This is a genomic window from Pseudomonas sp. B2021 (genome assembly GCF_018135665.1).
GTDB classification, from domain to species: Bacteria; Pseudomonadota; Gammaproteobacteria; order Pseudomonadales; family Pseudomonadaceae; genus Aquipseudomonas; species Aquipseudomonas lactis.
Genome location: NZ_SMOF01000001.1, coordinates 4,416,871 through 4,442,287, shown reverse-complemented (window position 1 = coordinate 4,442,287; position 25,417 = coordinate 4,416,871). Strand labels below are relative to the sequence as shown.

The window sequence follows — 25,417 nt, the reverse complement described above, 5'->3', positions numbered from 1 at the left end:
CGAATGCCTTGCAGGCTAAGACGGATTGACTTTCTGTAAAATTGAATAATAGTGAGTAACTTGTTCATTTTTGGAGAAAGTAATGGAGTTCAGTCAATTGCGCATTTTCCAGGCCGTGGCGGAAGAGGGCTCCATCACCCGCGCCGCTGAGCGCCTGCACCGCGTGCCCTCCAACCTGTCGACCCGGCTTAAACAAATGGAAGAGCAACTGGGCGTCGATCTGTTCGTGCGCGAGCGCCAGCGTTTGCAGCTTTCTCCGGCGGGCAAAGTACTGCTGGATTACAGCACCCGCCTGCTGGCGCTGCACGACGAAGCCCACGGCGCGGTACAAGGCGGGCAGCCGGCCGGTGACTTCGTCTTGGGCAGCATGTACAGCACCGCCGCGGTTCATTTGCCAAAGCTGCTGGCGCGCTATCACAAGTCTTACCCCATGGTGAACCTGCAGGTGCAGTCGGCGCCCAGTGGGGAGTTGCTGGAAGGGCTGATTACCGGGCGCCTGGACGCAGCCTTTGTCGACGGCCCGCTGACCATCGCCACCCTGGATGGCGTACCGCTGTGCGAAGAGCGCCTGGTGCTGATTTGCGAGGCCGATCACCCGCCGGTGCGTGGCCCCCAGGATGTGGCGGGCCGTGCGGTGTTCACGTTCCGGCGCAGTTGCGCCTACCGCACGCGCCTGGAAACCTGGTTTTCCCACGAGCGTGTGGCGATGGGGCGAGCCATCGAGATCGAGTCCTACCAAGGCATGCTCGCCTGCGTGATTGCAGGTTCCGGCGTGGCGTTGATGTCTGAATCCATGCTCGACAGCCTGCCCGGCAAGGACAGCGTGTCCGTTCATCCGCTGACCGGGCCTTTTGCCACTGCGACCACCTGGCTGATGTGGCGAAAGGGTATGCTCGGCGCTAACCTCAATGCATGGATCGACCTGCAGCAAGACGGCAATCCGCGATGCGTGCAAGACACACGTGCCATTGCTTGAACGATCCGTCAGGATTCGGATCAATTCAGTAATAGTTCGTTGTGGTTTCCTTCAAGCATTACCTAGGACTTAGGGCTACTATCACTGTAGGAAACGGCGACAGAACTCACGCCGGCCAGCACTACCCTCAAAGGGGGCAATCATGAAAGAGAAAATCCAAAACTGGCTCCACGACCTTGGCGTTGCATTGGGCTTGATCGAGCCTCCACTGCAACCGGTGCCGATCCGCACGGATGACGAGCAGCGTCGGCCACGTCGCCGCTAATCACGCGGTCCAAAAAATGTGGGAGCGAGCAAGCCCGCTCCCACAATTACTTTCTATCAGGCGAAAAAAACGGGCGCGACCTCCGACGTCGCGCCCGCTGAAGAAAATATCCCCGTCCCTGTTATAGCTTAAACCACCGCAGCCGCCACCTTGGCCGGCCGACGCGACAGCAAGCTCACCAGCACAAAGCTCGCCAGCGCCACCGCCAGGCTGTAGTAGATCGGTGTGTTTGCATCCAGCCCATCCTTGAACATGAATACCAGCGCGGTCACAAAGCCCAGGCTCATGGAGGTGATTGCGCCCGAGGTCGTCGCGCGTTTCCAGAAGATCGCGCCGATCAAGGGCACCAACATGCCGCCCACCAACAGGTTATAGGCCAGGGTCAGGGCGCTGATCACATCGTTCACCACTAACGCGATGCCCAGCACGGCAATGCCGGTCAACAGGGTAAACAGGCGGTTGATACGCAGGCTCGACGCCTTGCCGCCGCGCAGGCGGGGCAGCAGGTCTTCGGTCAACACGGTGGAGGCGGCGAGCAGGCCGGCGCTGGCGGTGGACATCATGGCGGCCAGCGCGGCGGCGATGACCAGGCCGCGAATGCCGTCCGGCAGCGAAGCTTTGACGATCGCGGCGAAGGCATTGTTGACGTTGTCCAGGTCCGGGATCAGCACATGGGCGGCCATGCCGATCAGCGCACAGGCCAGGCCGTACAGGATGCAATAGAAGCCGGCGAAAGTGCCTGCGTACTGGGCGACCTTTTCGTCACGGGCGGTGAACACCCGTTGCCATATATCCTGGCCGATCAGGATGCCGAAGAAGTAGATCATGAAGTAGGTGATGATCGTGTCCCAGCCGATCGCGGTGAAGCTGAAGTTCGACGTCGGCAGCTTGGCCACCAGCTCATCCCAGCCACCGACGCGGTACAGGCAGATCGGCAAGAGGATGAACATCAGACCGACGGTCTTGATCACAAATTGCACAATATCGGTGAGGGTCAGCGACCACATGCCACCGATGGTCGAATACACCACCACCACGCCGCCGCCCACCAGTACCGACATCCAGAACGGCAGGTCGAACAGCACTTGCAGCACGGTGCCGATGGCCAGGATCGAGGTCACGCCGATCATCAGCGCGTAGGCCAGCATGATCACCGCGCTGGCCTGGCGGGCCATGGGGTTATAGCGTTTTTCCAGGACCTGGGTGACGGTGAAGATTTTCAGCTTCAACAGGGGTTTGGCCAGGAACAGGTTCAGGGCAATGATGCCCGCGCCGAGTGCGGCGCACAGCCAGAAACCCGAAATACCATGCACATACCCCAGGCGCACGGTGCCGACGGTGGAGGCACCGCCTAGTACCGTGGCGGCCATGGTGCCCATGTACAGGGACGGGCCGAGGTTACGGCCGGCGACCAGGTAGTCTTCGTGGGTCTTGGCGCGACGCATGCCGTAGTAGCCGAGCACCAGCATGCCGGCGGCGTAGATGAGTACGACGAATAAATCCAAAGCCATGACGGCGGTTCTCCGATTATATTTTTTATGGGCGATCAGGCGGCAGCTGGCTCGGTAAACACGCGAGCGAAAGTCAGGTACATCGTTGTGGGGACCTGTTAGATCCCCTTGATTGTTAATGTGAAGACGCTGTATCAGCGATGCGCGACGCCAGGCAGTACGCAGAGCATCTCGTACAGCAAGTTGGCGCCCAGCAGCGAGGTGTTGCCGGTGGTGTCGTAGGGCGGCGACACTTCTACCAAGTCGCAACCAATCAGATCGAGGCCCTGGCAGCCGCGGATGATTTCGATGGCCTGGATGGTGGTCAGCCCGCCGATTTCCGGGGTGCCGGTGCCGGGCGCCCAGGCGGGGTCGATGCCATCGATGTCGAAGCTCAGGTACACCGGGCCGCCGCCGACTTTTTCTCGCACTTCGGCCATCAGCGGCGCCAGGGAGTGATGCCAGCATTCTTCGGCCTGGACCACGCGAAAGCCTTGCTTACGGCTCCAGTTGAAGTCTTCGGCGGTATACCCCTGGGCACGCAAGCCGATCTGCACCACGCGGTCGCAATCGAGCAAGCCTTCTTCCACGGCGCGGCGGAAGGTGGTGCCGTGGGCAATTTTCTCGCCGAACATATGGTCGTTGACGTCGGCGTGGGCATCGATATGCACCAGCCCGACCTTGCCATGTTTTTTGTGGATCGCCCGCAGGATCGGCAGGGTGATGGTGTGGTCGCCGCCCAGGGTCAGGGGGATGACGTCGTGCTCGAGAATCTCATCGTAGGCCTCTTCGATGATGCGCACCGCGTCGAGCAGGTTAAAGGTATTGATCGCCACGTCGCCGATATCGGCCACTGACAGTGAGTCGAACGGGGCGGCGCCGGTGGCCATGTTATAGGGCCGGATCATCACCGATTCGGCGCGGATTTCCCGAGGGCCGAAGCGCGTACCGGCGCGCAGCGAGGTGCCGATATCCAGGGGTACGCCGATAAAGGCAGCATCCAGGCCCTTGGCCGTTTGCAGGTGGGGAAGACGCATCATGGTGGCGATGCCGGCGAAGCGCGGCATTTCGTTGCCGCCCAGTGGTTGGTGGAGAATCTTGTCCACGGGATTGCCTCGTTGTTTTAGTTGTCAGGGGCCGATTCTGCGAAAAGCCTGGCGTAGGAAGAATCGGCAGAGGCAAATACTTAGTTCAGATTTTTCTAAACTAAAGCCTGGGGTAAACTCCATCCAAATGTGGGAGCTGGCTTGCCTGCGATGGCGGTCTGTCAGGGATAGACCGGGTGGCTGATACAGCGCCATCGCAGGCAAGCCAGCTCCCACAATTTTAGTGTGCCCCCCTGGAGCCCCCATGGCCAACGCCTTGCCCGACCTGAAACTCCTGCGCATCTTCGTCAGCGTCGTGCGCCATCAAGGGTTTGCCAGCGCCCAGCACGAACTTAACCTGTCGACGTCGGCCATCAGCACCTACATGAGCCAACTTGAATCTGCCTTGGGCCTGGTGCTGTGCCATCGCGGCCGTGGCGGCTTCAGCCTGACCAGCAAGGGCGAGCTGTTTCATCAGGAAACCCTGCGCCTGTTGGGCGAACTTGAAGGTTTCGAGCAATACGCCGCTGCGTTGAAAGGCGAATTGCGTGGCACCCTCAAGCTGGGGGTGCTCGACTCCACCGTCAGCGACAAGGCCTTGCCGTTCGCTGAAGTGATTGGCGCCTACAGCCTGGAGCACCCGGCAGTGCATTTGCACCTGTCGGTGATGAGCCCCTACGAATTGCAACTGGGGGTGCAGGACAACCGCCTGGACCTGGCCATCGGCGCGTTTTCCAACCGCATGAGCGGGCTGATCTACATGCCGCTGTACCGCGAACAGCACTGGTTGTATTGCAGCACCCGGCACCCGCTGTTTAACGAGCGGCGCATCCCGGAACAAGTGATCACCCAGCAACGCATGGTCGGGCGAGGTTACTGGAGCCAGGCCGAGCTGGCGCGCCACGGCTTCAAGCACAGCGCTGCGACGGTGGAAAGTATGGAGGCGCAGCTGATTCTGGTGTTGTCGGGCGCTTATATTGGCTACCTGCCGGAGCACTACGCCCAGGCCTGGGCGGACAAGGGCGACCTGCGCGTTTTGCTGCCAGCCACCTTCGGTTACCAGGCGCCGTTTTCGATGATCATGCGCCGTGGCCGCAGCCGCGAGCCACTGATCCAGACTTTTCGCGATTTGCTCAAGACCCAGCTCAACCAGGCCTGAAAACACCATGTCCCGACCCCATTGCCCGCGCTGCCTGCGCCCGACCACGCACTGCCTCTGTGCGCTGATCCCCCACCTCGACAGCCGCACCCGCGTGTTGGTGTTGCAGCACCCGAGCGAGGTCGGCCATGCGCTCAATACTGCGCGGTTGGCGGCGTTGGGCCTGAACAACGCGCAGTTGGTGGTGGGGGAGGTGTTTGATGACCTGGCGACGCTATTGAACCCGCCTGGCTATCGGGCACGCCTGTTGTTTCCGGCGGATGAAGCCGAGCCGCTGCACGCCTACGCACCTGACGATCAGCCACTGCTGTTAGTGGTTCCCGATGGCACCTGGCGCAAGGCACGCAAGCTGTTGCACCTCAACCCTTTGTTGGCGGCGCTGCCCCGGGTGACATTGGCCGACGGCGGTGTTTCCCGCTATCGCTTGCGCAAGGCGCCGGGGCCTGGCGCCTTATCGACGGTCGAAGCGATCACGCAAGCGTTGCAGGTATTGGAAGCGCCGACGTCGTTTGAGCCACTGCTCAAACCCTTTGAAGCGCTGATCGAAGGGCAGATTGCCGCGATGGGCGCTGAAGTTTTCCAGCGTAATCATAGCGACCCGACATAAACGCTGCTTATGCCTTTAAGCCATAAGCACCGCACTTTGCGTGATATGGCCCGCCGGCCTTTCCCGGTATGATGTGCGCCCCGCAGTCTGGATTGCGAATACGCCATGACCTTGCAGTACCCAACAATCGCCGATTGCGTCGGCAACACGCCCCTGGTCCGCTTGCAACGCATGGCGGGTGAAACCAGCAATACCCTGTTGCTCAAACTTGAGGGCAACAACCCGGCCGGCTCGGTCAAAGACCGCCCGGCGCTGTCGATGATCGCCCGCGCCGAGTTGCGTGGGCAGATCAAGCCCGGCGACACCCTGATCGAAGCCACCTCGGGTAACACCGGGATCGCCCTGGCCATGGCCGCGGCGATCAAGGGCTACAAAATGGTGTTGATCATGCCCGACAACGGCAGCGCCGAGCGCAAGGCGGCGATGACCGCGTATGGCGCCCAACTCATCTTGGTTACCCAGGAAGAAGGCATGGAAGGCGCCCGCGATCTTGCCGAGCGCATGGCCGCCGAAGGCCGTGGCGTGGTGCTCGATCAGTTCGCCAACGGCGACAACCCCGAGGCGCACTACACCAGCACCGGCCCGGAGATCTGGCGCCAGACGCAGGGCACCATCACTCACTTCGTCAGCTCCATGGGTACCACCGGTACCATCATGGGCAACTCGCGCTACCTCAAGGAGCAGAACCCGGCGATCCAGATCGTCGGCTTGCAACCGATGGAAGGCGCGGCCATCCCGGGTATTCGTCGTTGGCCCGAAGAGTATTTGCCGAAGATCTACAACGCCACGCGGGTAGACCGCATCATCGACATGGCCCAGCGCGAAGCCGAAGACACCACCCGGCGCCTGGCCCGTGAGGAAGGCATCTTCTGTGGCGTGTCCTCCGGTGGCGCGGTGGCCGGTATGTTGCGCTTGTCCAAAGAAGTGGAAAACGCGGTGATCGTCGCGATCATCTGTGACCGAGGCGACCGTTACCTGTCGACCGGCATTTTCGACGAACCCAACTGATGGCCAAGCACGAGAGAGGCCTGCGCTTCCAACCGACGGGCGGCAGCCGGGCCCCACAGATACCCGTGGGCAAGAAACAGCGCCTGACCATCGAGCGCCTGGCCAATGACGGCCGGGGCATCGTGTTCTTTGAGGGCCGCACCTGGTTTGTGAATGGTGCGTTGGCCGGCGAAGAGGTGGAAGCACGGGTGTTGGGCGCCCATGGCAAAGTGGTCGAGGCGCGCACCGAGCGGGTGTTCCAGGCGAGTGAGCTGCGGCGCCCTGCGCCCTGCGCTCATGTTGGCCGCTGTGGCGGCTGCAGCGTGCAGCATCTGCCTCATGACCAGCAACTTGCCCTGAAACAGCGCATGCTCGCCGAGCAACTGTCGCGGGTGGCAGGTGTCGAACCGCAAGAGTGGGCCGCGCCGTTGAGCGGGCCGGAGTTCGGTTATCGGCGCCGCGCCCGCGTAGCCGTGCGTTGGGACGCCAAGGCGAAGCAACTCGAAGTGGGTTTTCGCGCCGTGGCCAGCCAGGACATCGTCGCTATCGATGATTGCCCGGTGCTGGTACAGGCCTTGCAACCGATCATGCAGCGTTTGCCAGCGATGCTGCGTCGCTTGAGCAAACCGCAGGCGTTGGGGCATGTCGAGTTGTTCAGCGGTTCGTCCATCGCCGTGTTGCTGCGGCATATGGCGCCGTTGTCCGAGGCTGACCTGCAGATCCTCAAGGAATTCTGCACCTTCCATGACGCCCAATTGTGGCTGCACGGGGAAGGGCAGCCGGAGCCCGTTGAGCCGGGTCAGGCCCTGGGCTTTCGTTTGGATGCCTGGGACTTGGAGCTGGCGTACCGACCGGGCGACTTTGTGCAGGTCAATGCCGGGGTCAACCAGGCGATGGTCGCCCAAGCGCTGCATTGGCTGGCGCCACAAGCCGACGAACGGGTACTGGACCTGTTTTGCGGCCTGGGCAACTTTGCCCTGCCACTGGCTCGCAATGTGCGCGAAGTGGTGGCGGTGGAGGGCGTGCAGGCCATGGTGGACCGTGCGGCGCTCAATGCCGTCAGCAACCATTTGCATAACGCCGAGTTTTTTCAGGCGGATTTGTCCCAGCCTTTGACTGACGCAGAATGGGCCAAACAGGGCTTTTCTGCGGTACTCTTGGACCCACCCCGCGATGGTGCCCTGGAGGTTGTGCGCAAACTTGCAGCCTTGGGGGCCAAGCGCCTGGTGTATGTGTCCTGCAACCCAGCCACGCTGGCGCGGGACACGGTTGAGTTGGTCAAGCAAGGCTACCGGCTAAAGCGTGCCGGGATCCTCGACATGTTTCCGCAGACCGCGCATGTCGAGGCCATGGCGTTATTTGAAGCGGGCTAGGATGCCCGTTTAATCCGACTGGCCTGCGTTCTCCAGGGCCTGAACACTGCCACGGAGCTCGCAGTAAAAGTCGGCGATGATTTTGGCGCATCGAAGGTGCGTCGTAGGGAAGGTAAGCAAGATGGTACAGGTGAGAGCACACCAGCCGATCAACACCGACGGCAGTATCAATCTCGAGGCATGGCTGGATCATGCCGTCAGTGTCGACCCGGCACTGGACCGTGAAGCCTTGAAAGCAGCCTGCGAGTTCGCTCGTGAGTCTGAACAGCAAGACAATGCGGCCAAGAACCTGTGGGCCGAAGGCACTTCAAGTTTTCGCACTGGCCTGGAAATCGCCGAGATCCTGGCCGATCTCAAGCTGGACCAGGATTCGCTGATCGCCGCCGTGCTCTATCGCGGCGTGCGCGAAGGGCACATTGCGTTGCCGCTGGTCAGCCAGCGTTTCGGCGCGGTGGTGGCCAAGCTGATCGACGGCGTGCTGCGCATGGCGGCCATCAGCGCCAGTCTCAGCCCGCGCCAGTCGATGGTGCTGGGCACCCAGGGCCAGGTAGAGAACCTGCGCAAAATGCTGGTGGCGATGGTCGACGACGTACGCGTCGCCCTGATCAAGCTGGCCGAACGCACCTGCGCGATCCGGGCGGTGAAGACCGCTGATGACGAAAAGCGCAACCGCGTGGCCCGCGAAGTCTTCGACATCTACGCGCCGCTGGCCCATCGCCTGGGCATCGGCCATATCAAGTGGGAGCTGGAGGATTTGTCCTTCCGCTACCTGGAACCCGACCAGTACAAACAGATCGCTACGCTGCTGCACGAACGGCGCCTGGACCGCGAGCGCTTTATCAGCGACGTGATGGGCCAGTTGCGTTCGGAGTTGCAAGCCACTGGCGTGGACGCCGACATCAGCGGCCGCGCCAAGCACATCTATTCCATCTGGCGCAAAATGCAGCGCAAGGGCCTGGCCTTCAGCCAGATCTACGACGTGCGTGCGGTGCGCGTGCTCGTGCCGGAAATGCGCGACTGCTACACCGCGCTGGGTATCGTCCACACGCTGTGGCGGCACATTCCCAAGGAATTCGACGACTACATCGCCAACCCCAAGGAAAACGGCTATCGCTCGCTGCACACGGCGGTAATCGGCCCTGAAGGCAAGGTGCTGGAAGTGCAGATCCGCACCCACGCCATGCACGAAGAGGCCGAGCTGGGGGTGTGTGCGCACTGGCGCTACAAGGGCACCGACGTCAAGGCCGGGTCCAACCAGTACGAAGAGAAAATTTCCTGGCTGCGCCAAGTGCTGGAATGGCACGAGGAGCTCGGCGACATCGGCGGCCTGGCCGAACAACTGCGGGTGGATATCGAGCCGGACCGGGTCTATATCTTCACGCCTGACGGCCACGCTATTGACTTGCCCAAGGGCGCCACGCCGCTGGACTTCGCCTACCGCGTGCACACCGAAATCGGCCATAACTGCCGCGGCGCCAAGATCAACGGGCGCATCGTGCCGCTCAACTACAGCCTGCAAACCGGTGAACAGGTCGAGATCATCACCAGCAAGCACGGCACGCCGAGCCGCGACTGGCTGAACCCTAACCTGGGCTACATCACCACCTCGCGGGCGCGGGCGAAGATCGTCCACTGGTTCAAGCTGCAGGCGCGTGACCAGAACGTTGCCGCCGGCAAGACCTTGCTTGAACGCGAACTGGCGCGCCTGGGCCTGCCTCAGGTGGACTTCGACAAGCTGGCCGAAAAGGCCAACATGAAGATCGCCGAAGACATGTTCGCCGCCCTCGGTGCGGGTGACCTGCGCCTGGCGCAACTGGTCAACCTGGCCCAGCAACTGGTCGAGCCGGAGCGCGGCAACGAACAGCTGGAGCTGATCCCGCGCAAAGCCACTGGCTACAAGCCGGGCAAGCGTGGCGATATCCAGATCCAGGGCGTGGGCAACCTGATGACGCAAATGGCCGGCTGCTGCCAGCCGTTGCCGGGCGACGCCATTGTCGGCTACATCACCCAGGGCCGTGGCGTGAGCATTCACCGCCAGGATTGCGCCTCGGTGCTGCAGTTGGGCGGGCGCGAACCGGAGCGGATCATCCAGGTCAGCTGGGGCCCGGTGCCGGTGCTCACTTATCCGGTGGACATCATCATCCGTGCCTACGACCGTTCCGGCCTGCTGCGTGACGTCTCGCAAGTGCTGCTCAATGAGCGGATCAACGTGCTGGCGGTCAACACCCGTTCGAACAAGGAAGACAACACTGCGTTGATGTCGTTGACCATCGAGATTCCGGGGTTGGACGCACTCGGGCGGTTGCTGGGGCGGATTTCCCAGTTGCCGAACATCATCGAAACCCGGCGCAACCGCACACCATGAATAGCTGGATGGGCGCGAACTGAATTGTGTTAGCTGCTTCATGTGGGAGCTGGCTTGCCTGCGATAGCATCACCTCGGTTTAACTGAAGCACCGAGTCGCAAGCATCGCAGGCAAGCCAGCTCTCACATTAGATATTCAGCGGAAAGAGATACGATGTATTCACTCGAAGACCTGCTGCACCTGATGAGCCGCCTGCGCGACCCGCAATACGGCTGCCCGTGGGACATCAAGCAAACCTACGCCACCATCGTCCCGCACACGCTGGAAGAAGCCTACGAAGTGGCCGACGCCATCGAGCGCGGCGATTTCGATCACCTGCAGGGTGAGCTGGGCGACCTGCTGTTCCAGGTGGTGTATTACAGCCAACTGGCGCGGGAAGACAGGCGCTTTGAATTTGCCGGCGTGATCGACAGCATCACCCGTAAGTTGATTCGCCGGCATCCTCACGTGTTCCCAACCGGCGACCTGTACGCACCGCTGGATATCCCGCAGTTGAGCGAAGAACAGGTCAAGGAGCGCTGGGAGCAGATCAAAGCTGAGGAGCGCGCAGAAAAGTCCGACGCTCCCGAGCAACTCTCCCTGCTCGATGATGTGCCCACCGCCTTACCGTCGTTGTCCCGCGCGGCCAAATTGCAAAAGCGCGCCAGCCAGGTCGGTTTCGACTGGCCATCCGCGTTGCCGGTGGTGGATAACGTGCGCGAAGAGTTGGACGAAGTGCTCGAAGCCATGGCCGATAACGACTCGGTGGCTATCGCCGATGAAGTGGGCGACCTGCTGTTTGCCGCGGTCAACCTGGCGCGTCACCTCAAGGTCGACCCGGAAACCGCCTTGCGCGGTGCCAATGCCAAGTTCGAACGACGTTTCCGATTTATCGAACAAGCATTGCGCGATACGCACCAACCCATAGAAGATTGCACCCTCGAAGAGTTGGACGCCCTCTGGGGCGAAGCCAAACGCCAAGAAAAGAATGTGTCCAGCTGCGGTTGAGCAGTTGCCTAAGTGAGTAAGCACCATGAGCCTTTCCCTTCGCGACCAGTTGCTCAAAGCAGGTCTGGTCAACCAAAAGCAGGCCAAGCAGGTCGGCAAAGAGAAACAGAAACAGCAGCGCCTGGTCCACAAAGGCCAGGCCGAAGTTGATGATACCCAGGCGCGCCTGGCCGCCGAGGCCCAGGCCGAGAAGGTCAAGCGTGACCAGGAGCTGAACCGTCAGCAGCAGGAAAAAGCCGAGGCCAAGGCGCGTACTGCCCAGGTCAAGCAACTGATCGAGACCTCGCGCCTGCCCAAGCTGACCACCGAGGACTACTACAACTTCGTGGATGACAAGAAGGTCAAGCGCCTGTCGGTCAACACCTTGATGCGTAACAAGCTGAGCAACGGTTCCCTGGCGATCGTGCACCACGGTGGCGGCTACGAGGTGATCCCGCGCGAGGCGGCGCTGAAGATCCAGGAGCGTGCTCCGGAGCGTATCGTGCAGCTCAACATCCTCACCGAAAGCCAGGTGCCGGATGAGGACGATCCGTACGCCGCTTACCAGATCCCAGATGATCTGATGTGGTAAACCGCTAAAAACGACAAACCCCGCCAAATGGCGGGGTTTGTATTTAAACGTGCAGCACCAGCCTGTTACCAATCCACTGCGTAACTCAGGCTGAAGGTACGACCCTCGGCATTCGGGTACGGTGCGCGGGCATTGGCCTGGGCGAACATGTTCTGGTAGTTGCGGTTGGTGAGGTTGTACACCGCACCTTCCAGGCGACCTACCGGCAGCCTTACCGAGCCGAGCAGGTCGACCAGGGTGTAGCCCTGGATATCGCGACCGTTGTTGTCCTTGGCCGCCGCGTCGTAATTGGCCAGGCGCATGCCCTGCAAGCGCAGGCTGTAGTCGTCACGCTCATAGCCGACAAAGGCTGTGGTCTTGGCGGGGGAGATGCGGGTGGCAGGCAAGTCGATCCACTTGCCGTTCTGCTGGGTCTCGCCTTTGGCGTACGCGTAGGTACCGCCGACAGACCATTGGTCGCTGATGTTATAGGTCAGGCCGGTCTCGACGCCACGCACGCGTTCTTTCTGATTGATCAGGCGCAGTACACGATCATTGGCATCATAGAACTGCGTGACATCCGAGGTGTTTTCGTACGCGGTGACACTGGCCTGCCACTTGTCCCAGTCGCCACGCCAGCCCAGCTCGTAGCTGTCGACTTTCAAGGCCTGGGCATTGAGATCCTGGATATCGTATTTGCTGTTCACGTCACGCAGGAAGCGCTGGATATCCGGTAGGGAAAAGCCCTGGCTGAAGTTGACGAACACATCCTGGTTGTCGGTCAGGTGGTACACCGCACCGAGGTTATACAGCGTGTCATCGTATTTGAGCGTGCCACCGGGCAGTGTCGCGCGGTTGCCGGTCTGGACGATTTCGCCATACGCGATGCTGTCGGAGACCTTGCTCTCAATCCATTCGCGACGTACGCCACCGCGCAAGGTCCAGTTGTCGATGTCGTAGGACAGTTGGCCAAAGATGGCTTTGGTGGTGGTCTCGATATCCGGACCCAGTTCGAACGTGGTACCGGTTTTGGTGTAGGTCAGGCCATTGACCCGGTATTGGTCGCCACGCTGGCGTGAGGTTTCATGGTCGTAGTCCGCGCCCCATACCAGGTTGCCCGTGGCCGGGCCGATGTCCGGCATCTGGGTGTCGATCGCCGCCCGCAGGCCGTAGACATCCTGCACGCTGTTGTTGTCTGACACGCCTGCCCGACCCCGGGACAGGTCTGGGAAGAACAGCGCATCCGCCCGCCGCCAGTAACTTTCCACCTGCAAACCCTGACCGTAAAAATCCTTGTCGGCGTAGTTGAGGTTGACCGCCTGGTTATGGGTGTAGGGTTGGTCGCCCAGGTCCAGGCCTTTTACGGCGACTGCGTTGCTGGTGATGCGGGGGTTCTTGGTGTAGCGAGTGTCTTGTTCGTCTTTATAGTCTTGCAGCGACAGGCTGATCTTCTTGTCGTCATCAAGCTCATAGCCGAAGCGACCTTGCAGGTCGTAGGTATCGGTGTCCATGTTGCTGCCCTGGGACGTGTCCTGGGGAATGCGCTTGCCATTACCGTCGAACTGATCGTTGCGCTGCACGGTGTTGCCCGAGAGGTACCAGTCCACCGGGCCCTTGCGCCCGGTGGCGCTTTGGAACGCTTGATAAGCGAACCCCTTGTGGCTGAAGTTGTTGCCGGCGGTCATGCCGATCTTGCTGCTGAACGCCAGGTCTTCACCTTGGTTGCGTTTGGTGATGATGTTGATGATGCCGCCCGAGGCGCCTGCACCGTAGACACTGCTGGCGCCGGAGATCACTTCGATACGCTCGATGCTTTCTGGTGCCACGCTGTTGAGCTGGCGGAAGTTATCGCGGGTGGCGTTTTGCGAAACCCCGTCGATCAGGATCAGGGTATTACGCCCGCGAAGCGTCTGGCCGAAGTTGCTCATACCGCCGCTGGAAGGCGCAATGCCAGGCACCAATTGGCCGAGGATATCGGCGACCCGACGTCCTGCACCCGTCTGCTGGCGGATTTGCGCTTCATTGATCACCTGCACCGAGCCTGGAATCTGCGCAATGCTGGTTTCGCTGCGCGTGGCCGATACGACTGTTGCCTGTAATTGCAGGCTGGTCGGCGCTGCCGGTGTCTGTTCTGTCTGATCGGCCCAGGCGGGCGCACTCATCGAGCCGAGAAGCGGCAGCAGAACGGCCAATTGCGATTTATTCATGGGTTTGTCTCAGAGTTATTAGAAGTATTGACAGAAAAATCGGATGTCTCAGGCGCTCGCGCAAACGAACGGATGGCGCGGATACTTACGGCGGCCAGGGCATAGGTGAGTGCGACCAGCCAGAAGCTGTGCGCCAGGCCCACCCACCCCATGCCGATACCGCCCAACAAGGCGCCGCACAGCGCACCGGCTTTGGCGGCGCTATTGCCCATGCCCAGGGCAAAACCCTGCTGGCTGTGCGCTACGGTAGTGGCGATCAGTGTGTAGGCCACGGGCAACAAAGCACCCTGCCACACGCCCCATAGCAGCCGGCTGGCGATAAAACCCACCCATTCACTGGCCAGCGCCGTGCAGGCCAGCGTGAAGGCGCAGGCCCACGTGACCCACTCGATGATGCGCAGCGTATGGGCTGGCTGATGCCGATCGAACAGGCGCCCCCACAATGGCGCGGACAGTGCCAGGGTCAAGGCGCTGGCGCCATAGCTGGCGCCGATCAGCCACGCGGGCGCGTGCAAAACCTGGGCGACATACAGAGCGTAAAACGGTTGCGGCATCATCCTGGCTGCCTGGATCAATACGATGATCCCCAGCATCGCGCCAATCCAGCCTTTGGGGAGTGCGACAGGCTTGGACGTGCGGGCAGGTCTCGATCGTGGTGAGTCGCTGGGTAAAAACGCGCTGATTATCGCGCACAGCAGGCAGACGGCGGTGGCGCTGTAGCACAGCAATGCGAAACCGGATATGTCCATCAACCAGCCGCCCAACACCGGTCCGGCCAGGGAGCCTACGGCAGTGGCTGATTGCAGCCGGGCAAGAATGTGCCCGCGTCCGCCGTCGCCGCAGCAGGCCAGTGCGTAGGCTTGGGCTGCGGCGATGAAACCAGCCAATGCGCCTTGTACTACACGGATAGCCACCAGCCACCATGGATCAGGTGTAATTGCAGCCAGCGCCTGGCACACCGCTAACGCCAGCAGCGCGCGGATGATCATGAGCTTATGGCCGGTGCGGTCGCCCAGTCTTCCCCACATAGGCGTCAGGATCATCGCCGCCATCATTGGCCCGGCATACACCAGCGAAGACAGCAGGCCGGTGTACTGGGCATTGGCGACGCCCAACAGCTTCTGGATTTGCAGCGGCCAAAACGGTCCGCTCATCTCCATCGCCCCCATCGACACCAACTGAATCACCACCAGCAGCCGCAGCGCTGTGTTGTTAGTCGGCATTGGCGGCCGCGCTCAACGGGTTAGGCAACCGCCCGACGATATCGGCATGACTCTCCAGCAGGCGCATGCGCATGAACGACTTGGCCGGCCACGCGTGCTCCAGCAGTGCTTCGCGCTCGGTGGCCCAGCGCTGCGGATCAACCTGCGAGCGCAGGTCGTCAAAACACTGGCTGACCTGAGCCGACAGTTCATTCCAGAGCAGCGCCTGGGGGATGTCGAAGTGGCGCGCGGCAAGCAGGATGAGCTCGCCCAGATGGCACATGAATACGGTGTGCAGCAGCTTGTCCCTTACGAAACCTGCGTCGTCGTACAGCGTCATCTTCGGGTCGTGCAGTTCAATGTCCAGGCCGTGGGCGTGCAAGGTTTTGCGGTCGATACGGATATCGCCGAAATCGCGTAACAGCAGGCGGCTCAATTGCCCGTCTGCGGCCATGACCATAAAGGAGTTCTGCTGATGGGCCTCGAATGCAACGCCGTAGCGCAAATACATGCCCAGCAGCGCCGGCACACTGATCGCCGCGTACTCATGGAAGAAGGCGAGCATGGCCGCCGCGTCATCCTTGCCTTGGCTCAGGCGCACCCATTGGCGCAGCAGCGGCTGGCCGTGTTGATCAATGGCAAACAGGCTGCCCACCGGCACGGCCATTTCCCCGGGCTGGAGCTGGCTATGGGGATTGTCGCGATAGAGCACCGCCAGGTGGCGGGAGTGCTCGTCATTGGCCGGCTGTGGCTTGAAATGCACACCGATACGCTCGGGAACGATGCTGAGGATTTTCTGAATCGCAGGCTCGCGCTCCAGAATGGCCAGCAGCAAATGGCTGATCCGTGGGCCCATGCGCGCTGAGCGCGGTGAGACGGTGCGCTGCACGCTGGTCAGTCGCAGCGACACGGGCAGTTTGACCATAGGCGCATCGCAACGCCCTTCAGGCAATACGGTTCTGAATGACATGGTGGGGTGGGCGGTAAACGCGACGATATCGGTCAGCACCAGCAGTTTGTCGCCGATTTCGTTGGCGAACAGTTGGGGCAGTTCCTGGCGTGCCTGCCAAGGGTGGGAGGGCAATGGCAGATAATCGCCTGCCTGAAGGCCCTGTGCTTGCAGGACTGCGGTCAATTGCTGTGCCGCTTGCGGGAAGTGCTCGCTCCACCACTGCCAGTAATCGGCGGTACCGGCCAACTTTTCGACATGGGCAAATTGGCGATGCAGCGCGCACAGCAATACCGGAAAGCGTGCTTCGAATTCCGGCGAGTAGTCGATGACTTGCTCGGTATTCAGGCCTAGCTTGGTCTTGTAGTTGGGGTGCCATGGGTGACCCAGTGTTCCCCATTGTTCAAGCACGGAAGTCGGGTTGATAACGCTCGGGCTGTTCTTGAGATGACTGAGGAGATTGTCTTGATACACCGGGTCCATGGACGCATGCAGCTTGAGCGTCCATTGCTCATGGAAGGCCAGGCACAAGGTGTCGTTGATGAAGCTGTCGTCGATCTCGACGTTGAGGCGGTTGAGCACTTCCCGGTCAGCAGGCGACTCAAGGCTGGCGTTAAGTAACGTCAACAATTGTGAGGGAAATTGGATTTTCTGTTCGGGCTGGCCTTCGCGCAACAGGATGACTTCGCCGCGCAGGTCCCAGCTTGCCATGCGGCCAGGACGCAAATGTTCGAAACGTAGTCGGGCTTGGCAAGGCAGTATCAGCGAGCAATGCCCACGCTCGTCATAAAGGAGGGTGCTGGGGGCCAGCAGGCTTTCACGAAACAAAGCTTGGATCAGGCGTTGGAAGCTACGTTCGGCGGCGGGTGCCAGCGTGTTGATCAGGGCTTGGAGGCTGATGTGGCTGGCCTGAAATTGTTCAGTGGCAAGTGCTTCGCTCCAGCGTTCCAGTAACGCGTTTTCTGGCTTGCTGCTATTTCCATGCATCTAATTGATTCCCTGATTCGTGAGCCTGAATGAAAAGCGAACGAATGATATCGAGAATCATTATTTGTGTGTGTTTTTGTTACATTAATTTATGGCGATTATTGACAAAAAAACCGCGCTCCAAAGGCGCGGTTCCTTGTAGACGGCCCGGCTGCGTGGGCCGGGCGTCCACATGATTTCAGAGCTTCAGGAGCTTTTTGCCTGGCGTTGCAGTTCGAGAGTTTCGAGCTCGTTTTTATAATTGTGGGCGTCGCTCTCGTTGTGAAACATGCCGACCAATACGTCTTGCTGATGGACATCCCAGATGTGAATCCCGTGGCCTACGGCTTCATGGGACATATGTTCATCGTCGCGTTCAGTTACTTTTACAGTCATCTGCTTGCTCCAATCTCTGGTTGATCTGCGGCAAGTCGTCGCAGGCCTCTGTTATATGATTTGTTAGCTTGCTAAGTAAACTGATTTTGCGCGCAATAATTCATTGCAGAAAGCGCAACAATGCTACAGGCCGCGTAAACCGAGGCATTGCGTCGCCACCTCCGGGGCTTTATGACAAAAGTTTCATGTTCAGGGCGGCTAGGTTGACCTCGGTACCGCTATCGCAGGCAAGCCAGCTCCCACCTTGAAATGCATTCCCCTGTGGGAGCTGGCTTGTCTGCGATAGCGGTAGTGGCCGCGCCTAAAATTCCAGGCAAAAAAAAGCCCCGCATTCAGCGAGGCTCTTTCCAGCACATCAGCCCAATCAGCTACCCTTGACGGCCTTACCGTCAACAGTGCCATCCTGCAGCATGATGTTGTATTCCTTGCCATCGGTCTCAACCTGACGCAGGGCAACCAGGATACCGCCCTGGTCCTTGGCAAACCACATCTGGGTGATGCGCTTGCTCTGGGACGGATCACGCACGCGCTCGACCTTGATCGCGTCGATCGAACCGACCTTAGTCTGGACCTTTTCCGAGCCGATCACGCGGAAGTCGTAGGTATCGGTATCGGTACCCTCAACCACGCGGTAGCTCATGCTTTTTTTGCCCGCGGCAACATCGCGTTGCAGAGCAAGCTGGTAGGTGGACTTGTCGAGCATGCCGCTTTCGAGCGTGACATTGACCGGGTCTTTGTTTTCAAAGCCGGTGACTTTTTTGGCGCTCTGGTCGAAATCCAGGTTGATCTTCTTCGCCTTGCCCAGGCCGCCGCGTTCGAAGCTGTAGCTCTTGGGTTGCAGGGTGTCCTTGTCGAACAGGATCACGCTGGTTTCGGTCAAGCTGGCGATCATCATCGAGGCCTTGAAATTCAAGGTCCAGGTACCGTCGCCATTCTTGGCCAGGCTGCGTTCAGCCGAACCGCTCATGGGCAGTTGTTTCCAGTCGGCGGTGTAGCTGACGGAGAAGGGGTGAAGGTCTGCCGCTTGTACGGCAGGCAAAGCGAACAGCGCAAAAGCGAAAAGCAGGGCGCGACGCATAAAATCTCCTAGGTTCGAATCAAGTGGCCGCTGGCCGCGAGTAACTGGCCGTCCAATAATGCACCCTGGTCGCCAAGAATCAACCGTCCTTCGGCAAACCAGCGAACAGCCAGCGGGTAAATCCTGTGTTCCTGGGTATGAACCCGTTGCGCAAGTGTCTGCGCCGAGTCGCCTGACTCTACCGGAACCACTGCCTGTACGACCAGAGGTCCGCCATCGAGTTCCTCGGTCACAAAGTGCACGCTGCAGCCATGCTCACTGTCGCCGGCGTCGAGGGCGCGCTGGTGGGTGTGCATGCCTTTGTACTTGGGCAGCAGGGAAGGGTGGATATTGAGCAGGCGCCCTTCGTAGTGCCGGACGAAATCTGCGCTGAGGATGCGCATGAAACCGGCAAGGACCACGAGTTTGGGGTTGAAGGCGTCGATCAGTTCGATCAAGGCGCTGTCGAAGGCCTCGCGACCGTCGAACGCCTTGTGATCCAGGGAGCGAGTATCGATACCCGCGTCACGGGCGCGTTGCAGACCGTAGGCGTCGCTGCGGTTGGAAATCACCGCAGCGATGCGCACCGGGCTGTCGCCGGTGCGCGTGCTGTCGATCAGGGCCTGCAAGTTACTGCCGGTGCCGGAAAGCAGCACCACGACATCACAGGTCTGGGGCATCAGTGAGCCTTGAGGTTCTTCAGTTCAACCTGGGCTGCGCCTTCGGCCGCAGTGGCGATCTGGCCAATGACCCAAGGTTGCTCGCCGGCTTCACGCAGCACGTTCAGTGCGGTTTCAACGTGTTCCTGCGCAACGCAGATCACCATGCCCACGCCGCAGTTGAGCACGCGGTGCATTTCGGTTTCGTTGACGTTGCCTTTTTCCTGCAGCCAATCGAAGACTGCCGGGCGCTGCCAGCTGGCCACGTCGACAATCGCCTGGGCGCCTTTTGGCAGGACGCGCGGGATGTTGTCCAGCAGGCCGCCACCGGTAATGTGGGCCATGGCCTTGACGGCGCCGGTGTCCTTGATCAGCTTGAGCAATGGCTTGACGTAGATGCGGGTCGGCGCCATCAGCAGGTCGGTCAGTGGCTTGCCGTCGAGCTGGATGTTTTCGATGTCGGCGCCGGACACTTCGATGATCTTGCGGATCAGCGAGTAGCCGTTGGAGTGCGGGCCGGACGATGGCAAGGCGAGCAGGGCGTCACCAGCAGCGACTTTGGAGCCGTCGATGATCTCGGCCTTTTCCACCACACCCACGCAGAAGCCGGCCAGGTCGTAGTCTTCGCCTTCGTACATGCCTGGCATTTCAGCGGTTTCACCGCCCACCAGGGAGCAACCCGACAGTTCGCAGCCCGCGCCGATGCCGGTCACAACCTGGGTAGCGGTCTCGACATTGAGCTTGCCGGTGGCGTAGTAGTCGAGGAAGAACAACGGCTCGGCGCCGCACACCACCAGGTCGTTGACGCACATGGCGACCAGGTCGATGCCGATGCTGTCGTGCTTGTTCAGGTTCAGGGCCAGGCGCAGCTTGGTGCCCACGCCGTCGGTGCCGGACACCAGTACAGGCTGCTTGTAGCCGGCCGGGATTTCGCAGAGGGCGCCAAAACCGCCCAGGCCACCCATGACTTCAGGGCGCGCAGTGCGCTTGGCGACGCTCTTGATGCGTTCGACCAATGCTTCACCGGCGTCGATGTCTACACCGGCGTCCTTGTAGCTCAGGGAGGGTTGCTTGCTCATGATCCAGGCCTTTAGGGGGGATTTCTGGGTAACGACCGGGCGGGCGGGGGCTTTTGGAAAGGGCCCTGCCGTTGACGGTCTGCGAAGGCGCGCGATTTTATCAGGCTTGAGGGGCAGCGGCCATCCTCGGGCCGACGGGCAGGGCATATGAGCTCAAAAAAATGCAAATCGGGCCGGTAATCGTGCGTATTAAGGTATAGCCTTGAGCTCGCTAGCGTTATGACAGTATGAAAACTTACCGGGACCCTGTGAATGTTTTACCGGTCGCTGTGTCACAGCCTTGCCAAACCGAGATCACGCGGTCTGTTCCAACCGCTAAATTTGTCGTTCGGGAATCTTCCATGCGTCTGTGTAAATTCTTCTTTGTGGGCTGTTTGTCGTTGGTCAGCCTGGCGAGTCATGCCGAAACCCTCAATGGCCTCTATCAAGTGCTCGAACCGGTCAGCAGCCAGTCGCCCCAAGAGCGCGACCAAGCCACCCAGCGCGCCGTGCAGACCCTGGTGATCCGCCTGACCGGCGACGCCAAGGCCGCCGATGGCCCGGGCCTGGCGGCTATCCGCAAAGACCCGCAACAAATCATCAGCCAGTACGGCTACGACGCCGGCCCGCCGGAAAGCCTGCAAGTGGACTTCGACCCGGTCAGCACCGACCGTGCCTTGCGTGATGCAGGCCTGTCGATCTGGGGCAGCAACCGGCCGTCGATCCTGGGTTGGTGGCTGAACGATTCAACCGAAGGCAGCAGCCTGGTCGGCGATGGCCAGGCCGTGGCCCAGGCCCTGCGCCGGGCCGCGCAACACCGGGGTCTGCCGCTGCGTTTGCCGCTGGGAGACCTGGATGAACAGGTAGTTGCCACCGCGCCGAATCTTGAGAGTCCGGACGCCACGCCGTTGCGTGCAGCGTCCGAGCGCTACGGTGCCGATGCGTTGCTGGCGGTGCATGCGCGCCAGGAAGGCAGCCAGTGGCAGGCCAAATGGCGCCTGTGGCTGGGCGACAAGGCTGAGGAGGGTACCGCTCAAGGCGCTGACACTGCCGCGCTTGCCGACGCGGTATTGCTGGCGGTCAGCCAAAAGCTGGCGCCGCGCTTTGCGGTCAAACCTGGGGTGAGCAGTGAGCAACTGCTTGAAGTGCAAGGCATGAACCTGGAGCGCTACGCCGCCCTGGGCCGTTTGCTGGAGCCCTTTGGCGGCCAGCCGCAGTTAGTGGATGGCACCCGGATCGTGTATCGCGTCAATGGCAGCGCCGAACAACTGCGCACCCAACTGAGCCTGGCCAAGCTGCAGGAAATTCCTGCTGGCGAAGCCCCGGCCCAGCCAGCCGTGATCGATGGCACGCAACCGGCTGTTGCACCTGAGCCCCAGGCGCAACTGCGTTTTCGTTGGTAAATAGTGTTCCTCCTTCTATATAGAAGCAGGGCGTAAAAAACAGATGGAGTGGTTTATGGCGGATACGCGTCGTTGGGTGTGGCTTGGCGGGATTGTCCTGCTGTGCGTTTTTGTGTTCTTGCTGCATTCGATCCTGACGCCGTTCCTGGTGGCGCTGCTGCTCGCCTATCTGTTCGATCCGGTGGTGGATCGCCTGGAAAAAGTCGGCATGTCGCGCACCTGGGGCGTGATCACGGTGTTTGCGCTGTTCACGTTGATCATCACGGCGCTGGTGTTGATATTGGTGCCGATGTTGGCCAAGCAGCTGTTCCGCCTTTATGAACTGGCGCCGCAGATGCTCGACTGGTTGCAGCACACGGCAATGCCGTGGGCCCAGTCCAAGTTCGGGCTGGCAGATGGCTTCTGGAAGTTCGACAAGGTCAAGGCGGCCATCAGCGAGCATATGGACAAGACCACCGATATCGTCACGGTGGTGCTCAGCCAGGCAACCGCGTCGAGCCTGGCGCTGATCGGCTGGTTGACCAACCTGGTGCTGATCCCAGTGGTGGCGTTCTACCTGCTGCGAGACTGGGACATCATGATGGCCAAGATCCGCAGCCTGCTGCCCCGTGACCGCGAAGAGCGCGTGGTTTCCCTGGCGGCGGAGTGTCATGAGGTGCTGGGTGCGTTCGTGCGCGGGCAGTTGCTGGTGATGCTGGCCCTGGGCGTGATTTACGCTGCGGGCCTGATGGCGATCGGCCTTGAGCTGGGACTGTTGATCGGCTTGATCGCGGGCCTGGCGGCCATCGTGCCCTACATGGGCTTTGTGATCGGCATCGGCGCGGCGTTGGTGGCGGGGCTGTTCCAGTTTGGCGGCGACCTGTACCCAATGCTGGGGATTGTCGCGGTGTTCATGGTCGGCCAGGCCTTGGAAGGTATGGTGCTGACGCCACTGCTGGTGGGCGATCGAATTGGCCTGCACCCGGTGGCGGTGATCTTTGCGATCCTGGCGGGTGGTGAGCTGTTCGGCTTTACCGGCATCCTGCTGGCGTTGCCGGTGGCGGCGGTGATCATGGTGCTGGTGCGCCATGTGCACGACCTGTACAAGGATTCGGACGTTTACACAGGGGTGGATGAGCCCGAGTTGTAATCGCAATGTCACAAACCCGGCCCTGGCCGGGTTTGTTGTTATTGGCGCCGGGTGCGTCAAACAATTCGCGTAAACCTGCGAGTTAACGCAAACCTTTGATTTTGCTTGTGGTCTGCTGCATTGTGCGCCCGGCGTCACGGGTATAAACTTTGCAAACTTTACACAGAGGCCACTAACGGTTCGATGGGAGCCGTTCAGTCAGCATGAAACCGATTCAGCTGCCCCTAGGTGTGCGTCTGCGTGATGACGCTACCTTTATCAACTACTACCCAGGCGCCAATGCCGCTGCACTCGGCTATGTCGAGCGGCTCTGCGAAGCCGACGCCGGGTGGACTGAAAGCCTGATTTATCTGTGGGGCAAGCATGGCGTGGGGCGCACCCACCTGTTGCAGGCCGCTTGCCTGCGTTTCGAACAGATGGGCGAACCGGCGGTGTACCTGCCCCTGGCAGAGTTGATGGACCGCGGCATCGGCATCTTCGATAACCTTGAGCAATACGAACTGGTGTGTCTCGACGACTTGCAGGCAGTGGCCGGCAAAGCAGAGTGGGAAGAGGCGCTGTTTCATCTGTTCAACCGCCTGCGCGACAGCGGCCGACGCCTGCTGATTGCGGCTTCTACCTCGCCCCGCGAGCTGCCGGTGAAGCTGGCCGACCTCAAGTCGCGGCTGACCCTGGCGCTGATCTTCCAGATGCGCCCGTTGTCCGACGAGGACAAGCTGCGTGCGCTGCAACTGCGTGCATCCCGTCGTGGCCTGCACCTGACCGACGAAGTCGGGCACTTTATTCTCACCCGTGGTACCCGAAGCATGAGTGCGCTGTTTGATTTGCTTGAACAGCTCGACCAGGCTTCTTTACAGGCGCAAAGAAAATTGACGATCCCTTTCCTCAAAGAAACCTTGGGTTGGTAAGGTCTTGATTTTCCATATGTCGGCATTTTCAAGGCGTCAGAAACCCTGCGTTTGAGCCTTAAGGGCTACGCAGCTGAAGCAATAAATGGAATCACGGCTTAGATGTCACGGTCGAAACGGGAAGTCACATAGATCACGATTGAATTTGCAAATCGATGTGATAGAGGGCATAGTCTCGGCTTCTTTACACATCAGCCACGGTCGTGCCCATGCTAAATCGCTTCGCACCCCTCGTGCCTCTCGCACTCGTTACCCTGTTGTTTGGTTGCGCCTCCCACCCTCAGCAGGTGGCAGAACAGCAAAAACCACAGGTTCAAAATCAGGCAAAGTTCGTTGCTGCACAGTCTGCTTCTGTTTATGAAGAAGAGGTGGCAACCGAAAAAGAACTCGCCGAGTTCTCCGACAGCAAGCCTTACCAGCTGCCACTTCTGGCCGACAGCATCCTTGAGCGCGGCATGTCCTTGATCGGTACCCGTTACCGTTTCGGCGGCACCTCGGAAGCCGGTTTTGATTGCAGCGGTTTCATTGGCTACCTGTTTCGTGAAGAAGCCGGTATGAACCTGCCGCGCTCCACGCGCGAGATGATCAACGTGAATGCACCGTTGGTCGCACGAAACAACCTCAAGCCCGGTGATCTGCTTTTCTTTAGTACCAGTGGCCGCGGTCGTGTCAGCCACGCCGGTATCTACCTGGGCGATAACCAGTTTATTCATTCCAGCAGCCGCCGCAGTGGTGGTGTTCGGGTCGATAACCTCGGTGACAGCTACTGGAGCAAAACCTTCATCGAAGCCAAGCGCGCACTCGCCATGGCCCCGACGACGGTTACCGCTAGTAAGTAAAGTTAAAGTGATACTTGAAGTTTGACATGTAAGCGCTAGAATCCCTGGACATTGTTGTTATCCGTTCGCGCGAGCTTTGCTTGCGCGTTCTGGTTTTCAACGTTCGGCAGCGAAAGCCGCATCCAGACCAGGATTGTTCTGCACATGTCGACCTCGGCCCGCCTGATGCTTATTGTTTGCGCCGCGCTGCTCAGCGCCTGCGCCAGTCGCACACCGCCGTCCGCGCCCGTCGCGGTCAAGCCTAAGCCGGTGTTCAACTATGCCACCCAGAATTTCTCGCCAGCTGCCGAAGACGTGCTCTTTCGTGCGCTGGGCCTGGTCGGCACGCCTTATCGCTGGGGCGGCAACACACCGGACTCGGGTTTTGATTGCAGCGGCCTGATCGGCTTTGTATTTCGCGACGCTGCTGGCATCTCATTGCCGCGCACCACCCGTGAACTGATCGTGATGCGTGCCCAGGACGTCAGCGAACAAAACCTGCAGACCGGCGACCTGCTGTTCTTCGCCACCGGTGGTGGTTCGCGGGTCAGCCATGCGGGCATTTATGTGGGGGAGGGGCGCTTCGTACACGCGCCGCAAACCGGCGGTACGGTGAAGCTGGATACGCTATCCAAAGCGTATTGGCAGAATGCCTACCTGAGTGCTAAACGCGTGTTGCCAGGGAATCTGGCGCGTAACCCCTGAATCAATAAAACTCCAAAATGTGGGAGCGGGCTTGCCCGCGAATGCAGTGTGTCAGTCAACGGCTTAGTTGGCTGGGCCACCGTAATCGCGGGCAACCCCGCTCCCACATTGGTAT

General features: G+C 60.4%; 23 protein-coding genes. 14 read left to right on the top strand and 9 right to left on the bottom strand.

What is annotated here, in order from left to right:
• Positions 1-82: 82 nt before the first annotated feature.
• Both E1K68_RS19865 and E1K68_RS28090 read left to right on the top strand, forming a co-directional pair.
• A complete protein-coding gene (locus tag E1K68_RS19865) occupies positions 83-976 on the top strand; it encodes a LysR family transcriptional regulator (protein WP_003193090.1) in 894 nt (297 codons plus the stop codon).
• A 142-nt stretch (positions 977-1,118) separates the two neighbouring features.
• Positions 1,119-1,241: a PA1414 family protein gene (locus tag E1K68_RS28090; RefSeq protein ID WP_003193089.1), complete on the top strand. Its 123-nt coding sequence runs from the start codon at positions 1,119-1,121 to the stop codon at positions 1,239-1,241.
• Between the two features lie 128 nt (positions 1,242-1,369).
• On the opposite strand, the gene E1K68_RS19860 is transcribed toward E1K68_RS28090, so the two are convergent.
• Together E1K68_RS19860 and speB are read right to left on the bottom strand one after the other, a co-directional pair.
• Positions 1,370-2,752: a sodium:solute symporter gene (locus E1K68_RS19860; RefSeq protein ID WP_003193087.1), complete on the bottom strand. Its 1,383-nt coding sequence runs from the start codon at positions 2,750-2,752 to the stop codon at positions 1,370-1,372.
• Positions 2,753-2,886: 134 nt separating this feature from the next.
• Positions 2,887-3,837 (bottom strand): agmatinase, encoded by a 951-nt coding sequence (speB, locus tag E1K68_RS19855; RefSeq protein ID WP_003193086.1) that lies wholly within the window; start codon positions 3,835-3,837, stop codon positions 2,887-2,889.
• 244 nt (positions 3,838-4,081) lie between these two features.
• On the opposite strand from speB, the gene E1K68_RS19850 reads away from it, so the two are divergent.
• From E1K68_RS19850 to E1K68_RS19820, 7 genes are all read left to right on the top strand, one after another.
• Entirely contained in the window at positions 4,082-4,975 is an 894-nt protein-coding gene (locus tag E1K68_RS19850; RefSeq protein ID WP_003193084.1) for a LysR family transcriptional regulator, read from the top strand.
• 7 nt (positions 4,976-4,982) lie between these two features.
• Positions 4,983-5,582 carry a DTW domain-containing protein gene (locus tag E1K68_RS19845; RefSeq protein ID WP_094774042.1) on the top strand — a complete coding sequence of 200 codons (600 nt, stop codon included), beginning with the start codon at positions 4,983-4,985 and terminating at the stop codon, positions 5,580-5,582.
• Between the two features lie 105 nt (positions 5,583-5,687).
• Complete coding sequence (cysM, locus tag E1K68_RS19840; protein ID WP_003193080.1) at positions 5,688-6,590, top strand: cysteine synthase CysM; 903 nt, start codon at positions 5,688-5,690, stop codon at positions 6,588-6,590.
• Entirely contained in the window at positions 6,590-7,942 is a 1,353-nt protein-coding gene (gene rlmD, locus E1K68_RS19835) for a 23S rRNA (uracil(1939)-C(5))-methyltransferase RlmD (RefSeq protein ID WP_212614574.1), read from the top strand. The genes cysM and rlmD overlap by 1 nt, the downstream gene beginning before the upstream one ends.
• A gap of 121 nt (positions 7,943-8,063) precedes the next feature.
• A complete protein-coding gene (relA, locus tag E1K68_RS19830; RefSeq protein ID WP_003193076.1) occupies positions 8,064-10,307 on the top strand; it encodes a GTP diphosphokinase in 2,244 nt (747 codons plus the stop codon).
• Between the two features lie 154 nt (positions 10,308-10,461).
• Positions 10,462-11,295 (top strand): nucleoside triphosphate pyrophosphohydrolase, encoded by an 834-nt coding sequence (mazG, locus tag E1K68_RS19825; RefSeq protein ID WP_212614573.1) that lies wholly within the window; start codon positions 10,462-10,464, stop codon positions 11,293-11,295.
• Positions 11,296-11,320: 25 nt separating this feature from the next.
• On the top strand, positions 11,321-11,866 hold the full coding sequence (locus E1K68_RS19820) for a DUF2058 domain-containing protein (protein WP_003193073.1): 546 nt from the start codon (positions 11,321-11,323) through the stop codon (positions 11,864-11,866).
• A 65-nt stretch (positions 11,867-11,931) separates the two neighbouring features.
• Here the strand turns inward: E1K68_RS19820 and E1K68_RS19815 are convergent, their stop codons facing one another.
• The 7 genes from E1K68_RS19815 to purM form a co-directional block, all read right to left on the bottom strand.
• Positions 11,932-14,052 carry a TonB-dependent receptor gene (locus E1K68_RS19815; protein ID WP_003193072.1) on the bottom strand — a complete coding sequence of 707 codons (2,121 nt, stop codon included), beginning with the start codon at positions 14,050-14,052 and terminating at the stop codon, positions 11,932-11,934.
• Positions 14,049-15,275 (bottom strand): MFS transporter, encoded by a 1,227-nt coding sequence (locus E1K68_RS19810; protein WP_212614572.1) that lies wholly within the window; start codon positions 15,273-15,275, stop codon positions 14,049-14,051. The genes E1K68_RS19815 and E1K68_RS19810 overlap by 4 nt, the downstream gene beginning before the upstream one ends.
• Positions 15,265-17,190, bottom strand: a complete 1,926-nt coding sequence (locus E1K68_RS19805) for an IucA/IucC family protein (protein WP_212614571.1) — start codon at positions 17,188-17,190, stop codon at positions 15,265-15,267. Before E1K68_RS19805 ends, E1K68_RS19810 begins: the two co-directional genes overlap by 11 nt.
• A 186-nt stretch (positions 17,191-17,376) precedes the next feature.
• A complete protein-coding gene (locus E1K68_RS19800) occupies positions 17,377-17,565 on the bottom strand; it encodes a hypothetical protein (protein WP_003193064.1) in 189 nt (62 codons plus the stop codon).
• Positions 17,566-17,929: 364 nt separating this feature from the next.
• Positions 17,930-18,643, bottom strand: coding sequence for a DUF3108 domain-containing protein (locus tag E1K68_RS19795; RefSeq protein WP_003193062.1), 714 nt, complete (start codon positions 18,641-18,643; stop codon positions 17,930-17,932).
• A gap of 8 nt (positions 18,644-18,651) precedes the next feature.
• Entirely contained in the window at positions 18,652-19,302 is a 651-nt protein-coding gene (gene purN / locus E1K68_RS19790; protein ID WP_003193061.1) for a phosphoribosylglycinamide formyltransferase, read from the bottom strand.
• Entirely contained in the window at positions 19,302-20,360 is a 1,059-nt protein-coding gene (purM, locus tag E1K68_RS19785; protein ID WP_014719398.1) for a phosphoribosylformylglycinamidine cyclo-ligase, read from the bottom strand. Before purM ends, purN begins: the two co-directional genes overlap by 1 nt.
• Positions 20,361-20,701: 341 nt before the next feature.
• On the opposite strand from purM, the gene E1K68_RS19780 reads away from it, so the two are divergent.
• From E1K68_RS19780 to E1K68_RS19760, 5 genes are all read left to right on the top strand, one after another.
• Positions 20,702-21,742, top strand: a complete 1,041-nt coding sequence (locus E1K68_RS19780) for a DUF2066 domain-containing protein (RefSeq protein WP_014719397.1) — start codon at positions 20,702-20,704, stop codon at positions 21,740-21,742.
• 55 nt (positions 21,743-21,797) lie between these two features.
• Positions 21,798-22,871: an AI-2E family transporter gene (locus E1K68_RS19775; RefSeq protein ID WP_003193054.1), complete on the top strand. Its 1,074-nt coding sequence runs from the start codon at positions 21,798-21,800 to the stop codon at positions 22,869-22,871.
• A 203-nt stretch (positions 22,872-23,074) separates the two neighbouring features.
• Positions 23,075-23,779 (top strand): DnaA regulatory inactivator Hda, encoded by a 705-nt coding sequence (gene hda / locus E1K68_RS19770; protein ID WP_003193052.1) that lies wholly within the window; start codon positions 23,075-23,077, stop codon positions 23,777-23,779.
• 209 nt (positions 23,780-23,988) lie between these two features.
• Positions 23,989-24,618: an NlpC/P60 family protein gene (locus E1K68_RS19765; RefSeq protein WP_003193051.1), complete on the top strand. Its 630-nt coding sequence runs from the start codon at positions 23,989-23,991 to the stop codon at positions 24,616-24,618.
• A gap of 144 nt (positions 24,619-24,762) precedes the next feature.
• Complete coding sequence (locus E1K68_RS19760; protein ID WP_212614570.1) at positions 24,763-25,302, top strand: C40 family peptidase; 540 nt, start codon at positions 24,763-24,765, stop codon at positions 25,300-25,302.
• Positions 25,303-25,417 lie beyond the last annotated feature (115 nt).

What these genes read in the sequence shown, in the direction of transcription:
- E1K68_RS19865 (WP_003193090.1), top strand. Translation starts at nt 83, where the DNA reads ATGGAGTTCAGTCAATTGCGCATTTTCCAGGCCGTGGCGGAAGAGGGC.
- E1K68_RS28090 (WP_003193089.1), top strand. Translation starts at nt 1,119, where the DNA reads ATGAAAGAGAAAATCCAAAACTGGCTCCACGACCTTGGCGTTGCATTG.
- E1K68_RS19860 (WP_003193087.1), bottom strand. Translation starts at nt 2,752, where the DNA reads ATGGCTTTGGATTTATTCGTCGTACTCATCTACGCCGCCGGCATGCTG.
- E1K68_RS19850 (WP_003193084.1), top strand. Translation starts at nt 4,082, where the DNA reads ATGGCCAACGCCTTGCCCGACCTGAAACTCCTGCGCATCTTCGTCAGC.
- E1K68_RS19845 (WP_094774042.1), top strand. Translation starts at nt 4,983, where the DNA reads ATGTCCCGACCCCATTGCCCGCGCTGCCTGCGCCCGACCACGCACTGC.
- cysM (WP_003193080.1), top strand. Translation starts at nt 5,688, where the DNA reads ATGACCTTGCAGTACCCAACAATCGCCGATTGCGTCGGCAACACGCCC.
- rlmD (WP_212614574.1), top strand. Translation starts at nt 6,590, where the DNA reads ATGGCCAAGCACGAGAGAGGCCTGCGCTTCCAACCGACGGGCGGCAGC.
- relA (WP_003193076.1), top strand. Translation starts at nt 8,064, where the DNA reads ATGGTACAGGTGAGAGCACACCAGCCGATCAACACCGACGGCAGTATC.
- mazG (WP_212614573.1), top strand. Translation starts at nt 10,462, where the DNA reads ATGTATTCACTCGAAGACCTGCTGCACCTGATGAGCCGCCTGCGCGAC.
- E1K68_RS19820 (WP_003193073.1), top strand. Translation starts at nt 11,321, where the DNA reads ATGAGCCTTTCCCTTCGCGACCAGTTGCTCAAAGCAGGTCTGGTCAAC.
- E1K68_RS19815 (WP_003193072.1), bottom strand. Translation starts at nt 14,052, where the DNA reads ATGAATAAATCGCAATTGGCCGTTCTGCTGCCGCTTCTCGGCTCGATG.
- E1K68_RS19810 (WP_212614572.1), bottom strand. Translation starts at nt 15,275, where the DNA reads ATGCCGACTAACAACACAGCGCTGCGGCTGCTGGTGGTGATTCAGTTG.
- E1K68_RS19805 (WP_212614571.1), bottom strand. Translation starts at nt 17,190, where the DNA reads ATGCATGGAAATAGCAGCAAGCCAGAAAACGCGTTACTGGAACGCTGG.
- E1K68_RS19800 (WP_003193064.1), bottom strand. Translation starts at nt 17,565, where the DNA reads ATGACTGTAAAAGTAACTGAACGCGACGATGAACATATGTCCCATGAA.
- E1K68_RS19795 (WP_003193062.1), bottom strand. Translation starts at nt 18,643, where the DNA reads ATGCGTCGCGCCCTGCTTTTCGCTTTTGCGCTGTTCGCTTTGCCTGCC.
- purN (WP_003193061.1), bottom strand. Translation starts at nt 19,302, where the DNA reads ATGCCCCAGACCTGTGATGTCGTGGTGCTGCTTTCCGGCACCGGCAGT.
- purM (WP_014719398.1), bottom strand. Translation starts at nt 20,360, where the DNA reads ATGAGCAAGCAACCCTCCCTGAGCTACAAGGACGCCGGTGTAGACATC.
- E1K68_RS19780 (WP_014719397.1), top strand. Translation starts at nt 20,702, where the DNA reads ATGCGTCTGTGTAAATTCTTCTTTGTGGGCTGTTTGTCGTTGGTCAGC.
- E1K68_RS19775 (WP_003193054.1), top strand. Translation starts at nt 21,798, where the DNA reads ATGGCGGATACGCGTCGTTGGGTGTGGCTTGGCGGGATTGTCCTGCTG.
- hda (WP_003193052.1), top strand. Translation starts at nt 23,075, where the DNA reads ATGAAACCGATTCAGCTGCCCCTAGGTGTGCGTCTGCGTGATGACGCT.
- E1K68_RS19765 (WP_003193051.1), top strand. Translation starts at nt 23,989, where the DNA reads ATGCTAAATCGCTTCGCACCCCTCGTGCCTCTCGCACTCGTTACCCTG.
- E1K68_RS19760 (WP_212614570.1), top strand. Translation starts at nt 24,763, where the DNA reads ATGTCGACCTCGGCCCGCCTGATGCTTATTGTTTGCGCCGCGCTGCTC.